This window comes from Mycoplasmopsis columbinasalis, assembly GCF_900660705.1.
Classification (GTDB): domain Bacteria; phylum Bacillota_I; class Bacilli_A; order Mycoplasmatales; family Metamycoplasmataceae; genus Mycoplasmopsis; species Mycoplasmopsis columbinasalis.
The window spans coordinates 206452-222326 of record NZ_LR215043.1; the positions used below are offsets into that span (position 1 = coordinate 206452).

General features: G+C 33.5%; 8 protein-coding genes and 1 tRNA gene. All 9 read right to left on the reverse strand.

Annotation, left to right across the window (positions count from 1 at the left end; all coding sequences use genetic code 4):
• Positions 1–3: 3 nt before the first annotated feature.
• Complete coding sequence (locus EXC55_RS00710) at positions 4–1284, reverse strand: ABC transporter permease (RefSeq protein WP_129622784.1); 1281 nt, start codon at positions 1282–1284, stop codon at positions 4–6.
• A complete protein-coding gene (locus EXC55_RS00715) occupies positions 1274–2425 on the reverse strand; it encodes an ABC transporter permease (protein WP_129622785.1) in 1152 nt (383 codons plus the stop codon). The genes EXC55_RS00710 and EXC55_RS00715 overlap by 11 nt, the downstream gene beginning before the upstream one ends.
• Before the next feature lie 68 nt (positions 2426–2493).
• A complete protein-coding gene (locus EXC55_RS00720) occupies positions 2494–6024 on the reverse strand; it encodes an OppA family ABC transporter substrate-binding lipoprotein (protein ID WP_129622786.1) in 3531 nt (1176 codons plus the stop codon).
• 518 nt (positions 6025–6542) lie between these two features.
• Complete coding sequence (rlmD, locus tag EXC55_RS00725; RefSeq protein WP_129622787.1) at positions 6543–7856, reverse strand: 23S rRNA (uracil(1939)-C(5))-methyltransferase RlmD; 1314 nt, start codon at positions 7854–7856, stop codon at positions 6543–6545.
• A gap of 267 nt (positions 7857–8123) precedes the next feature.
• Entirely contained in the window at positions 8124–8921 is a 798-nt protein-coding gene (locus EXC55_RS00730; protein ID WP_129622788.1) for a signal peptidase II, read from the reverse strand.
• Positions 8921–11611, reverse strand: a complete 2691-nt coding sequence (gene ileS / locus EXC55_RS00735; protein WP_129622789.1) for an isoleucine--tRNA ligase — start codon at positions 11609–11611, stop codon at positions 8921–8923. The genes EXC55_RS00730 and ileS overlap by 1 nt, the downstream gene beginning before the upstream one ends.
• A 17-nt stretch (positions 11612–11628) precedes the next feature.
• Positions 11629–13248: a CTP synthase gene (locus EXC55_RS00740; RefSeq protein ID WP_129622790.1), complete on the reverse strand. Its 1620-nt coding sequence runs from the start codon at positions 13246–13248 to the stop codon at positions 11629–11631.
• 131 nt (positions 13249–13379) lie between these two features.
• Positions 13380–13453: transfer RNA gene (locus tag EXC55_RS00745), tRNA-Gly, on the reverse strand.
• A 123-nt stretch (positions 13454–13576) separates the two neighbouring features.
• Positions 13577–15871, reverse strand: coding sequence for an OppA family ABC transporter substrate-binding lipoprotein (locus EXC55_RS00750; RefSeq protein ID WP_129622791.1), 2295 nt, complete (start codon positions 15869–15871; stop codon positions 13577–13579).
• Between the last annotated feature and the right edge of the window lie 4 nt (positions 15872–15875).

Genomic DNA, 15875 nt, shown 5'->3' on the forward strand with positions numbered 1-15875 from the left:
TTGTTAGTTTCTTTTCTTTCTCATTACCCGTGGGTCTAAAGCATCATGTAAGCCAAGGGCGATGAATGAAAGTGAAAGTGATAAGAAGAGCAAGATGAGGGTTGGGAGAATGTAAGTTCAGGCGTTGCTGGTGCCAGAGTTAGTTGCATCAATAAGAATTTGACCTAAGTTCACATCACTACCTTCAGTTCTAAAGAAACCAAGGAAAGCTAGCGATGCAATTCACATAATGATGCCTGGAATACTACGTACAAATGAGTTGGCAATTTTACCAATAATAGCTGGTAAAGCGTGGACAAAGACTTGCCGTGAGGTTTTGGCGCCAATGGCACGAGCGGCCGAAATGTATTCCTCATTTTTCACTGTAATAATGTACATTCTGGTGCCACCCACAAACCCACTCCAACCAACAAGTGAGAGGGTGATAATGAGCGTTCCTTCATGCGCGCCAAAGAGCGCAGTGAAAATTAAAATTCAAATCAAGGTTGGTGCTGAGTCGAAAATGTCAATTGCCCGCATTGTCACTGTGTCAATCATTGAACCAGCACGAAAACCAAGGTAAGCACCTAAACTCACACCAATGATGGCTTGAATTGCTGCAACAATGAAGGAAATTTTAATTGCTTTTCAAGTTGCATACCAGGTACGAGTTCAAATATCATAAGCAATGGTTTGCTCAGTTCCAAGAATTGGTTTAATTTCCGAAGCACTTCAAATTTTGTCAGCAAGTTGCGTGGTAATTTCACTCGCCGAGTAAGCTTTAAGACTATCTTGCAAGTTATGTAATCTAAAAAACAAGTAAGCATTATAACGAATGTAGATGTTGTCGCCAACTACTTCTGGTTGCAAGAAGTCTTGCGTAAAACCACGCCGCACCAATTCAGCATAAATTTGTGGGTGCGTTCCACTTAAATTTTCTCAACTTTTGATGGTTTCTTGCACAACATAGCCGTCGGTACCTTCACCAATTGGCACTGACACATAAGGTGTTGTGTAAGGTGGGAGGTTCGTTGTGTAGGCAAGATCAGAGATCCGCGCATTCGCTGGATAAGGTGAAGTTGCAGGAATAAGAATTGCCATTAATAAGATAATGGTGAAGACCATAAGCGAAATAACTGCTGCTGGCGAGGTAAAGAAACGTTTGAGAATTTCCACACCTAAGCGCTTTGGCTTGCCAGCCACAGAACTAGAAGAATATTTACTTCCTTCGGCCATCCGTACTTTTTGGAGTAAATCTTCGCTCAACTTATATTTACGATTAAATTCGTCTAAACTAAGCTGCATTAGCTACTCCTTTCGTTTTGGGAAATCTTTCGCGAATTAACTTACGACGAAGTAGTCAATTTTTGAAGAAAATCGTGTAATTACGTTTTGATTTAGTTGTGTAAGTAATTTTTGGATCAAGAATTGCGTAAGCAACATCAACGATAATCGCCGCTAACAGACCAATACTGGTAAAAATAATGGTTGAGAACATAATTACATAAATTTCACCAGTTGAGAAGGCATCGGTGATCACCTGACTAGTACCATTGATATCTCAGAACCGCTCAATAATAATCGAACCACTAAGCAGACCGAGTAAGGAACCAAAAATTAAACCAAAGAGTGGAATTGAAATATTTCTTGCTACGTATTTAAAGAAAATTTGTTTTTGGCTCAAACCTTTGGTTTTGGCAATAAGCACATAGTTAGAAGTTAAGACTGTAATCACCACATTACGCGAACTAATGGCAAAAGCTGCTAGTGATGAAAGCGTCATAACTGTAATTGGCGGTAAGTAAGCAAGGATATATTCACTATAAGTAATAGTTGCGTCGCCACCATAACGCGGAATTTTTGGTGTAATTCCTAGTTTCAGCGCAACTGCAATGGCAATTGGTGCCACAACAAACGATGGCACTGAAATGAAAATTAGCACAAAAACGTTTGTGAAGTTATCAAAGAGTTTACCCCGTTTGTAACCGGAAACAATACCAAGCGTAAGGCCGAGCGCCATAGAAGCAAACAAGGATGGTACAGTCACAATTAAAGTGGTTTTCAACGGGATGAAGAATAACTCAGGAATATTTTTGTATTGCGAAAGAACTAGGTTTTGATCAGCTTTGATGTAAGGACCAAATTCACCTTTAAAAAAGTTGCCAATGTAAATAAAAAATCTTACAACTACTGGAATTTTAGCGCCCGGAACTAACTCTGAACCCACTTTTGTTGAGTAACGAAATCCATAAATCGCTTCGTTTTTCATTAAAATTTCATTCAGTGTCACCTGACTACCTGAGTTTTTTGCGGCCAAGAATTCGTCTGTCGATTTTTTAAGAACTGGGTTATTAGGTGAAATAGATGTTAACACAAAAACAAAGAAGCTAATGATTGCTAGTGTCAAGATCGCAAAGAGAATCCGATTTGTTATATATTTTCACATAACTTAATACTTTCTTTGAATAGAAAACATATTAAACTTACTGTTTAACATGTTCACTATTTTACATTTTATTTATTTGCTTCTTGAGCAGCTTCGTCTTTTTCTTCAGGAGTATTAATTCTTCAGTCTGCTCAATTAGCAAAACTTGAATTCTTAGTAAATGGTACTAAGTATTTGGTTGAAATAACAACTTTGTTGAATGAACCAATGGTTTTAAGAGATTGCGAAGTTGGATCACTACCATTGCTGAAAAAGGTTGAAAATTCTTTAAAGAACCCAAGCAAGTATTCTTTCTTTTTATTAAGTGGGTATTGTGCTCAGAAGTTAGCTGAAATGGTATAAAAAGCGTCTCTGCCATCCTCATTTGTTAATGCTGGATTGTCTGCTTTTTGAACATAAAGGCCAGCATCATTTTGCACAAATTGTTTGTTAAAACCTTCGCCTTTCAAATATGGAGTGTCAATTAAATGTAATTTATCAACAGGCACACCCTCGAAAAGTCAAGTTTTCGCTTTGTCACCGCCTTCGTAGCTGTCTCTTAAATATTGAACAAACTCTTCAGCAGTCGCAACAATTTTTGGAAAGTTCTCTAAAACTTTTCTTTCAAAATCATATTTTGAATCATCTTTTAATTCGCCCTTAGTAATTTGATAGATGTATGTCAATGCTGGTGCCAAACCATATTCTCATGACAAACCATCAACTGCCGAAAATACATTATCAGTGTCAGGATTTCAGCCAAGATAAATGTTGGCCAAACCACCATAAGCAACTCTATCTATTCTTTCTTCTCACTGTTGGTCGGTGTCAGCATTTGTAAGATTAAGTGTAACTTGAATTCTGCTATCCAAGCTTTCAAAAACAGTTTTAAGTAATCTCATTGATTCTTTTAGTTCTTCACTATAAGTACCGATAAGGCTTTCTAACTTAAGTTCGATTTTTTGTCCCTTAAGTGTTGGGTTTTCTTCGAAGAATTTATCAAGAATTCCCTTCATCACCACTTTTAATTGTTGTGCAACCGGTGAATATTTTTTATCTTCGATGGTAGATTTACTTAATGCATAAGCCTTCATTTTTTCATAAGAAATTTCATCAAGAAATTCATTACCAACTTGCAATTTAACTTTGTTACCCTGAGCATCGATGACAAAAAGACTATTCACTTCTGCTTTGTTCTCATTAAGGGTGCCATATTGATCGTCCTCTGCATATAAATAAGCATCGGCAGGCATAGCAGGGAAAAATGATTCGCGAGTTTGTTTTGAAAAATTGCTTGCTAAAGTATATCAGTTCACAGAAGTTTTTAAAACTGACCTAAAGGCAAGACCTAAACCTGCAAAAAACGTTGGAGACGGAACTTGTTGTTCAACTAATTCTTTTTTGGTTTTTCCGTACATCAATAGAGAATATGCATCACTAAATTCAAATTCTTTTGTGCCGTTAAGTCCACCTCATTTTTTTGAATCAAAGGTAAAGAATAGCGGTCTAGCAACTCTATATAAAACATTTTCTTGATTTACTATTTGGTTTGGTCTGATAGTAACTGAGTAATTCTTTTCTAATTCTTTCTTATCATTTTCTGATAAAGTTCCATATTGAAGTTGCGAAACTTTGCCATCTTTGAATAATTCAAATTGGTCGTGACTAAATTTTACTGGATTGTCAGCTTGTGATTTTCTGTAATAAACATTAATGGTTTGCAATGCATTTGGATTATTAACAAAATCTTTTTCTCAGTAATGTTGATTAATGTAGTAAGAACCAATTGCATTTGCTGCATCAAAAGGCGCTTTGTAGTAGTGTCCCACTACATATGAACTAGCACTACCTGTTCCTAATCAATACACACCTGTCTTTCAAGCGTTTGATTCACGATCAAGAAATGACATTTGAAGTAAAAAGTCTGCTAAATAGTTACGGTTATGACCTGTAGGTATAATTTCACTTAACTTTTTGCCTTGATAGTTATTAATATTTTGATCAAGAATTGCAAGGTCTTGAGCTAAAACTGATTTTTTAGCATTCAATCATGTTGCGAATTCCTTAATTTTAGCCTCATAAACAGCTTGTTTCTTCTGCAAAGCTTCTATAGCATTGTCAACTTTAGTCCCTGCTGCTTTTTCTTTTGCTTCTGCAGCATCTTTAGCAGCTTGTGTTTGTTTAGGATCAGCATCTATTTCCGCTTTTTTAGCTTTCGCGATGGCATGTTCTTTTTGTGCTGCTTTAACTACGTCGCTTGCTTCTTGAATTTCTTCTTCAATCTTTACAAAGTCAGCTTTTCACACTTGTACTTGTTCTGAAGTTTGACCTTCAAAAATTTTATCAATTACTCTCGCAAGAACAGTGTTAACATCATTTACATAATTTGTTGGCAGAGGTTGTAAAGAAGTGTCTAAACGTAAAAAGTCAATCAATTGGTCGAAACGTGGAAATTTACGTTGGTCCTCTTGATTTCGATTTTCCTCAAGTACATTAATGGTAAATACTTTGTTTTTAAGTACATTTTCTAAGTTAGTTAGTTCTTTGGCTTCTGTTCATTTCGCTACTACTGGAGATCCTACTTTCACTTTATAATCGTTAGTAGTTTTGAGTTTTGTTTGGGCATCATCACTTAAATTTTGCAGTGTTTGGTCTCTGTCAAGTAAAGCGTTAAAGTCAGCGGTATAAAGTTTTCAAACGTAAGCATTTGGAAAGTGGCTAGTTGGAGAACACTTCTTGCTTGCACCGCTTGCAAACAATTTACGTCAAAGCTCGTCAGCAAAAGCATTACCACCTTGTTTATGTCTTGCGGCAGTATCGCTAAAGAATGTTAGTAGTAAAGAATTGTAAATGTCTTCTGCTTGTAGCTTGTAACCATTATTATCTTGATCTTTATAATTGGTTCATTTTCCTTCCACGTCTACGTATTTAACATCATCGCGAATGACAAATTGAACATTAACAAGATCTTTATTTTTTAAATCTTTCCTGAATTGTGCATTGTTAATTGAACGTGGGTCATCAGAAGTTAATTGTGCTTCAACAAATTCTCAATAATCTTCTGTTGTTTTATTACCTTGAGCATCAATGAATTCAAATGATTTCTTATATTCGCTCTCGTTGAAAATCTCGGCACGGTCGTTGTCATAAACTTTTGTTGTTTTGTTGCCTTTTCCATCATCGAAGTTAAGAACAATTGCGCTTGCCAATGATAATTTGTATCTTGAGTAAGATGGACGAGTAACAAGATATTTCAATTCAAGAGATGCACCCGAGCCTGTGCTTCTGGTAATGAATTGTGGGTTACCAATGTATTCTTTATGTACAAAATAGTCGGTTGCATTTTTTGCATAATCATTTACAGAATTGCTACCGTAGTAAGAATACAAATCATAGTCGCCTGTGCTTCCAAAGTTTGTAACATTAAGGTCTGCACGAAAAGTATTTGCTTGATTCAAAGCAAATTCTGAATTGCTTGATGTTTCATCTCAGCTGCCTAAATTTTCGGTAGAAGTTGGAAAATTAGCTCCCGCTTTCCCACAAGAAACTGCCACAACGGCTGAAAGTACACTTATGGTTGAAAGCGGAACTAAAGATTTAAGTAAATTTCTTTTTTTCATAATTTCCTTTTAAAATAGTCAGTTAATAAAATTACGACTGAATAAAAATTGATAAATAAGAGATAAATTTGTTAAGAAAGAGAAATGAATGAAGATTTTTTCTTCATCGTGTTAAACGGTATTTTAATAACTTAATATTTCGAGCTTTATGTAAAAATAATAATTATTGTTAGGAATGCGTATTTGGAAACAAAATATGTGAAAAAATTGAGAAAATTTTAATTTATGTTAAAAAGATTTGATTTGTTTGCCAAATTTAAGCAGAAAATTCACGGTTCTTAATTTTATTAACTGTCGCCATCTTCATCTTAATAGCTCATGTGGTTGTGTTGAAATATCAGTTAATAAAATTAATAGAAAAAATGACAGCATTTTGAGCTGCTGTATTGTTGCAAGTGAAGCAGTTTTGAAATACTTGTTGTAGCTGCTGCATTTTTGCTCCAAATTTAACAAAACAATTTTACAACAGATCTTTTTCTAACATAGTTTTTTTCTTAGAATTATGGAAACAAACTGTGTTATTCTTTTCCATTAGCAAGTTCAAAAACACCCAACAATTCGATGTGATGAGTTTGAGGAAACATATCAAAAGGTTTTAAATACACTAACTTGTATCCTTTTGTAAGTAAAAATTTAGCATCTCTTACAAAGGTATGGGGATTACAACTAATATAACCAATTCTTGTAATTTGTTGAGTAGCAATTTTTGTTAAAAAGTTTTGTGCGACACCTTCTCGCGGCGGATCTAAAACAACTTTGTTTAACTTTGGATGTAGAATTGTTGAATTAGCATCTCCAAGTTTAAAATCTGCATTTTGTAAATAGTTTAGTCGTGCATTAAAAAGTGCATTTTCGACTGCTTCCGGCACAACTTCAACACCTTTAACACTTCCAACTTGCTTAGCAAAAGTTAAACCAATGGTGCCGACACCACAAAAAGCATCTAACACGTGATCGAGCTTTTCAAAATGCATCTGTTTACTTAATTCTTGATAAATTTGCGAGGTCACATCTTCGTTTATTTGTAAAAAGGTATTTCAATTGGCCACACAAGTTAAGTCTAAAATTTTGTTTGTAAATTTATCTTTATTGACTAAGGTTTTTGTTTTAGTGCTAGTTTTTGTTTTGATTACTAAATGAACTTGAATCAAATTGGGAAATTGTTTTTGCAACTGTAAGATTAAAGTTGGATCCATAATGATTTGTTTAGACGTGATTATAACTAAGACTAATTGGTCAAAAGATGCTGAATATCTAAGTATAATTTCGCCGCTTGAACCTATATCATAGTTCTGTTCTTTAATTAAGTTTCAAAAGAAAACGAACAAATTATTGATCTCTTGATGAGCTAGAGCTAAATTAGATAATTGTGCGATTTTGTTAGTAAACTTAAGATGATTGCCAAAGATATAACTATCTTTGTGCTTTTGGTAAAAAACTTTCACTTTATTACGATAATTAAAAATTTGTCTACTCGGCTGAATTTTTTCGAGATTATAAAAATTTAAATTGCGTTCAACAAGTTTTTGTACTACTGCTTCTTTAAATTGAAGTTGACTTTCATAATTTAAAATCGCAAGCGGCGCAACTCCACTTTGCACTAGCTGATCATCAAAACTTCTTACTCGATCTGGCGAAGATTTTTTGATTTTTAAAATTTTGCCAAAGGCTTTTTTGGCATATGTTTGTTCGATTCTAATATCTGCTAGCTCACCCGGTAAAAGTCCATCAACAAAAATAACAAAATCTTCGCTACGAATTGCACCATAGCCTTCATAAGTAAATTCATCAGTCGTAACATCGACTAAAACTTGTCCTTGTTTGATTTTCATATTGATATTATAAGTTTAATTTGACGCGAAAAAATGAATCAAAAAAGACGAAGCCCCACACTTCGTCTTCCTTGTGATATATCTGTTGTTTTGGGTATGTTTACTTAATTTTAAGTTATATTCTTAAAATTGAAATGAATTTCTTAATAATTGCTGAGTTTTCTCTTTTTCTGCAAAAACTGCAAAAAATCTAACGATGAAATTAAAAGTTAGTCCCAAAAATTTTCTCGCTAATAAACATCACGTTACTAAGTGAGTTAATTAAATTTAATTTGAAGTTTCTGAGTTATCAACAGTAGCATCAGATGTTGTATTATTTTCTTTGTCGAGCAAAGAATCATCTTTTTTGTCAATTGGTTGGTTGGTTTTTACATCTGTGTTATTGTTGTGTTGGTAAATTTTGTCGCTTAATTTGGTTTCAGAATTTTGTAGTTGAGCGTGCTTTTTTCTTTCATTGTTGTAAGTAAGAATTGAGTTAATTCCATAGTAAAGAACACTGCCAAAACCGCCCACAACAATAAAAAGATCAGCTAAGTTAAATGTTCCTGCGTCACGTCCGCGTCATTTTTCAAGAAAAGGAACATACAAAATATCTTTGACCATACCATTGAAAGCGAAACGATCAATCATATTGCCTGCGGCTCCAGCCATCACCATTGCTAAAAATACAAAAATTGTTTTCTTTTTGCAAAATAACGGTGCAGTTAAAAAAACTAAACAAAGAACGATACTTAATGCTTGCACAGTATTAATGACAATGGCATTATTTTTTTGCGGAAACAAAGTTACGCCATAATGTCCAACCGAACGAAAGCCAATAATCCCTCAACTCACAGCAGAACTATGATCACTCACATACAAACCATCGGTATGTGACGAATTTCACTTAAAGATAGTGATTTTGGTAATTTGATCCAGTAACAAAAAACCTGCAAATAAGCCAAGAAAGATTGAGTAACGAATTAAATATTTGCGCGGGTTTTGCTTAAGATCTTGTCCTAAACGAAGAAAATACTGTTTAAATGCCACGCTAAACTTTTGTTTTTGGGCAGCTTGATGTCCCATTATTTAGCCTCTTTGAATAAAATTTGGTGACATAATGGACATAATTCATCTTTAATTTGTGACGGTGTGAAGTGATTTCAACAACGAGCACATTTGAGAGAATCAAATTTTTCGATACTTGTTTTTGAACCAAATTCTACAAGTCCAACCATCAATAATTGTTTTAAGTTTAATGATTTAATAAATTCACTCTTGGTGTTAACCACCAATTTAGCTTCGTTAGTTCTTTTGATTAAGCCGCCTTGAATTGACTGTTCAAGTAATAAATTAACTTGGTCACGCAAGTCAAAGAATTCTTTTCATTGTTCAAGAAGTTTCACGTCATAAGAACTAACTGGAGCGAATTTTTTCAGATGCACTGATTCAAGTTTATTTGCTTTGTTAAAATTTCTGTAAGCATCTTCAGCAGTAGTCGGTAAAATCGGCGCAATTGCCTTGATTAAGAAGTCAGTAATTTCGTATAAGTTAGTTTGCACCATTAATCTTGCTGGTGAATTAACTTCTTCCACATACAAAATGTCTTTAGCTACATTAAGATAAAAACTTGATAATTCGATTACATAATTATTAATTAACTTGATGACATTGATGAAACGATATTCATCGTAAGCTTTAAGTACATCTTGTTTAAAAGCTTCGAATTGTGCTTTAACATAGGCATGTACACCAACTCTCACTAATTTTGAATCATAAGTAAACTGATGTAAATTTCCTAATAAGAACTTAATTGTGTTCCGAATCTTACGATAAATTTCTTTATTTTGGTTCAAAATGTTAACACTTAAAGTGACATCATTAGTATATTCACTATTGGCAACTCAAAGTCTTAAAATGTCGGCACCATCTTTTTTAATAATGTCAAGCGGATCAATGGTATTACCTTTAGATTTTGACATCTTTTCGCTTTTTTCATCAAGAACAAAGCCGTGACTTAACAAGTTTTTGTAAGGGGTTACACCCGCGTAGGCAACTGAGTTAATTAACGATGAGTTAAATCAACCACGATATTGGTCGCTACCTTCTAGATATAAATCGTATGGCGCTTGCGCACGTGGATCAATTTCAACGGCAAAAGAAGTCGAACCTGAATCAAATCACACATCCATAATGTCCATTTCACGGGTTCAATTTCTGCCGCGATATTCTTCTGGCAATAACTCGTCAGTAGTTTTTTCTCACCAAATGTTAGCACCTGATTTGGTAATTAAAGCAATCACATAGTCAAAAATTTCCTCCACAAAAACAGGATTTTTGTGTTCGTCGTAGAAGATAATAATTGGCACACCTCAAGTTCTTTGGCGTGAAATAGTTCAATCGTGACGATCAGCAATCATATTGTGTAAACGTTTTTTAGCTCACTCGGTGTAAGTGTTGACTTGTTCAAGTTGTTCTAAAATATTGTCGCGAATCTTTTCAATTGAAACAAATCATTGTGGTGTCGCACGATACAAAATTGGTTTGTGAGTTCTTCAATCGTGTGGGTACGAGTGGTTAAGTACTGAATGTTTTAATAATAAGCCTTGTGCTTGTAAATCATCAATAATAACTTTGTTAGCTTGGCCATAATTAAGGCCAGCATACTTGCCACCTGCTTGGTTAATGCTGCCATCATCTTCGATGTGCATAATGTTAACTAATTTGTTGTTTTTGCCTATGTTAAAGTCGTCTTCACCAAATAAAGGCGCAATGTGAACAAGCCCAGAACCAGCCTCGAGTGTAACGTGGTGCCCAAGTACTACTGGCGCAGTTAAACTATTCAAAGGGCTTGTGTACTGCACACCCACAAGATCTTTTAAAGTGTTAAGTTCACTAAGCACTTGGTAGTTAGTTCAGCCCAACTTTGTAGTTACTTTTTCAACTAATTCACTCGCAAAAATGTAGGTTTTGCCATTGAAGGCAACACGTGAATATTTAAAGTTTTCACCCACAGCTACGGCAGCATTGGCAAGTAAAGTTCATGGTGTGGTAGTTCAAATGACTAAATTATCGCCCACACTTACTTTTGAATTTGCAGGTATTTGTGTAATTGGGAAAGCCACAAAGATTGCTGGCGAATCAACATTTTTATAAATAACTTCAGCTTCTGCTAAAGCTGATTGTGAAGATGGTGATCAATAAACTGGTTTTAAACCTTTATACACAAGTCCATTCACAACCATTTTCTTAAACAATTGCAATTGTTTAGCAACAAAATTATTGTCTAGGGTGATGTAGTATTTTTTAAAATCACTCAACAATTGCATTTGTTTGAATTGCTCTTTTTGAATTTCAACTTGTTCAAGAGCATATTTAGCAGCTCTTTGACGTATTTCTAATGGTGTTAAAGTTTTAACATTAAGTTTAGCTTGTTCGAGCATTTTGTGTTCAATTGGCATACCATGAGTATCTCAACCAGGCACAAATGGTGCATAAAAATTATTCATTGATTTATAACGTACAATGATGTCTTTTAAAATTTTATTTAAAGCATGTCCTGTGTGTAAACTACCATTAGCATAGGGAGGCCCATCATGCAAAATAAAAGTTGGTTGGTTCGCATTTGACGCTAAAACTTTTTGGTAAAGTAAAGTTTTTTCTCATTCTTGTCGAAACAAAGGTTCTTTTTGCACTAAATTTGCTCTCATCTCAAAGTTAGTTACGGGCATATTTAGTGTGTTTTTATAATCTTTCTTTTCAGATGGATTTGACATAAATACTCCTTAATTTGCTATTTAGTTTTGTGAACAATGACAGCTTGAATAAAACTATCAAAAAGAGGGTTTGAAGTTAAGACTCTAGTGGTGAATTCAGGGTGATACTGCACGCCAAGGTAAAAAGGATGATTTTTCAATTCACAGATTTCAGCGACATTTTTAGATGCTGGTTTTGACCCTGAGAACACAAAGTTTTCATCTTGAAGTGATTCACGAAATTGTGGAGCCACTTCATAACGATGACGATGACGTTGGAAAAAGACTTGGTCACCATAAATCTTAGCAGCTAAAGTCCCTGGTTTGGCAATCACTTGATCTTCGCCTAAACGCAAAGTGCCACCGATTTGTTGTTTATCTCCGTTTTCATAAAAAGGTGTTAGAACATAAGTTTCAGTTGCACTGGCACTTGCAAATTCTTTTGAGGTGGCATTAGAAATACCTTGCAATCTTGCTTGGTTTACCACCATAGCTTGAAAGCCAAGACAAATTCCTAAAGTTGGAATATTGTGCGTGCGAGTGTAGTTACTTACAAAAATTTTGCTTTCGAAACCTCGTTTACCAAAACCAGGTAAGATGAGCACGCCATCATACTTAGTTAAAATTTCGTCGGCATTTTGCGCATTAATTGTGTCGGCACTTACTAAATCGAAATCAATTTTGACATCATTGTGAGCTTGGGCAATTTTAATACTTTCAATAATTGATAAGTAAGCATCATCAAGCCCCATATATTTACCAACTAGCAATAGTTTAATTTGGTGTTGTTTTGGCAATAAATATTTTTCAATGAAACGTGACCAATTTTGATGTTTAGTCAGTTCGATTTCTTTCTGAATATGAAAATGTTCAAAAATAATTTCAAGTACACCTTGTTTTAACAAGTACAAAGGTACTTCGTAAATAGTTGATTTATCAGGTACACTGATCACTTGTTTAGGATTAAGGAAAGAGCTTTCCGCTACCTTACGAATAATATTGTGGTCAATTTCACCTTGCGATCTTAATAACAACAAGTTAGGATTAATTCCATACGAACGCAAAGTAGCAATTGAAACTTGTGATGGTTTTGATTTGTATTCTTTAGAAGCAGATAAGTAAGGCACAAATGCTAAGTGGGTGAAAAGGACATTTGCTGGGTGTTGGGCAGCAAATTTACTCATTGCATAAATGTAAGGGTTTGACTCAATGTCGCCAACCGTACCACCAATTTCAATAAGCATAAAATCAGGTTGTTTACTTTCAGCTAAGTCGGTAACAATTTTAATAATTTCGTCTGTAACGTGTGGCACAATTTGGACGGTTTTGCCACCATATTCGCCGCGACGTTCTTTTTCAAAAATTCTAGTAAAAATTTTTCCGCTGGTGTAATTACTATCTTTATTTAACTTAACATCAATGAATCTTTCATAGTGTCCTAAGTCTAAGTCAGTCTCCCCACCGTCAGCGGTGACGAATACTTCACCGTGTTCATTCGGACTCATTACACCAGGATCAATATTTAAATATGGATCAAGTTTGAGAGCAAAAACACTAAAACCTTGGGTCTTTAATAAATTCCCTATCGATGCACAAGCCACACCCTTACCTAAGCCAGACAAGACACCACCTGTAGTAATAATAAATTTAGTTTTCATCGTACCTCTTTTAATATCTTTATATTATCTAAATACTTTATCTCAAAAATATTTGTAAATTATAAGCCAAAGTTATTTAAATATAAAATATAGACACAACAAGTGCGTCTATAAATGGTGATTAAATCAAATGGAGGAGATGACGGGAATCGAACCCGCATGACCAGCTTGGAAGGCTGGGGTTCTACCATTGAACTACATCTCCCTTTGCGTTAAAGTATTATAACATAACGCAAAACCATAAGCAGAAAATTTGAAAACATAATTTGATACTAATATAAAGTTAGCAAATTTTAAATTTAATACTATGACATAGTAATATTTGTAGCTAACCAAAATAATTAATGTCTTGATACTGTGTATACCCCAAATCATTAAGAGGCTTTTCAAAAGTTATTTGAATGAGCTGTTTTGAATATGAATTTGCTTGAATATAAGAATCTATCGAAATTTGTCCGTCAAAAATCAAATTCACAACTTTGATTAGATCAAGTTGTTCTGCTCTGGAAAAAGTTTTAAGAAAATTTGCAAAGTCTAACTTCAAATCAGTAATAGTTTTTAAATTTTTACTGTGACTTAAAAGTGTTGCGAGTGAAGTTTCACTAGTACTAAAAACTTCTGGTTTAAAGTTAGTTTCAATTCACATATATACCTTTTTTATAGGCTCAAAAGACAACAAACCATTGGTTTTTAAATCGCTTCAAGAAGTAAACTCTTTATCGTTGCTTACAACAAAATCGCGAGCTTTTAGTAAGTAAGCTCAAAAGAATAAATCAGATCTAAACAACAATGAAGCAAAAATATTACTAAAAGCTAGATTTTCAAAATGCATTTTTTGCAAAACAAATGGTGTTTTTTTGTTTGTTTTAGCAAAAAATTCAAACCGTGGTTCTAATCTTTCATCAATGGATTTAATATTATTTAAAATTAATGTTAAAATCGTCTCAATTTCTTTGTTTTTTGTCGCAAAAACAGGAATTGTTCAACTAAATTTTTCTTGTTTATCAAAATGATAATAATCATAAAAGAAATTTAACAACGCTATTATCCGAGTTTTAAATTCACTAAAATAAGGACTTTTTAAGGCGTCAGCAGCTGATAAAAGCGCAGCGTTTTTTGCGTCTTCAAATTCAAAGTCACTAATGAAACTAATAGTTTTTGTCGCAAAATTTAAATCATAAAAATTATTAACAAAGCTTTCGTAATCTATTAATTTGCTTGTGGAAAAACTTTCAGAATCAACGGAGTTTAAGTTTGCATTTTGCAAAATAACATTATTTCAATATTTTCTATTATTGATTAACTTTTGAAAAGTATTTGGATTGGTTATTAAATTTAGTAAATGTCTTAATTCAAATCTTTTTGGAAAGAAAAATTCGCTTTCCTCTCCTGACAAACTTTGGTCGTAAATATTTCCTAAAACAATTTTTCCGAATGCTTTACTGAAAAGTTGTTCATTTGTTTCGAAATCGCCGCTGACATTTCAAAATAAATTAACTGAATTTGAATAGTCTTTAGCATCAGTAGCGTAAGTTAAATTAAAAAGAACAGGCAACGTATCTACTTCTTCTTTTTGGTTGGAATTGAGAACATTATATTCAACTTCAGTCACTAAATTTTGTTTAAAACCTTCCATTTGTTGTAACTGAAAAGTACTTAAATCTTGAGGGACTAAATTATAGTTAAGAACAATTTTTTCTAATTTTTTAGAATTTTTAACAAAATTAGAATCGACAAAATGAGGGTTTTTTTTAAAAATTTGCTGTTCAAATGAATTGTAAGCTAAATAATAAGGTGAAGTAAAAAGTGTTTTGTCTAGAGTTTTTCCGTAGTCAGCACCAAAAGGGTTTTTATCTGACGATAATAATGGATTAAAAATTAAATTATTTGGAATTTCGTTGAGAACAAAATCAGAAAGTTCAGGCTTAACGGTATTAAGTGATCTAAAGGTGATAGTACTAATCGACGAACTTTTGTCAACAAAGTCTTCTGCTTTTGGAGTTTCTAACTGATAAGTAGTAAATAAATTTATTGTATTATCCCAATCATTTTTAAAGGACGTGTAATAATCAATCGCGCGTACACCAAGCCCTTTAATAAATTCTCCATTGTTATTAACATACAAAATATTATTCTTTAGCTGAATTCTTATTTCCACAGCCTTTTTTAATGTTTCAAAAAAGAATTCAGAATTAATATTTTGTTTGTTATCTGAAAAAACTTGTTTTATTCCTGTTTCGTTAGTTGATAAATGATTATTTGTTTGCACACTGTCTTGCAGAAAAACATTTTCTTCTTTTTTATCATTAACCAAAATAATAAGTCTAGCCAAACCAAAAGAAAGATACTTTAAACTTGAATTATAAAATTGCTTGTTAATTGAATCATATTTTGCTTTGCCATCGTAAGTTCACTTTAAAAGTGGGGAATGCAAAAGTGATTCAAAGTCATTGGTTACTTTTCCAACTTTATTAATTACAAAATCTGTTTTTAAATTATTTGGACTATTGAATTTTTTTATATAAATGTTACTTGCGGCTGCTTCTCTAATGTTACAGCTAGTAGTTGCAATTGCAGGAGCTAACATTGTTGTCAACAAAGAAAGTTTTTTTATTAATTTCATTAGT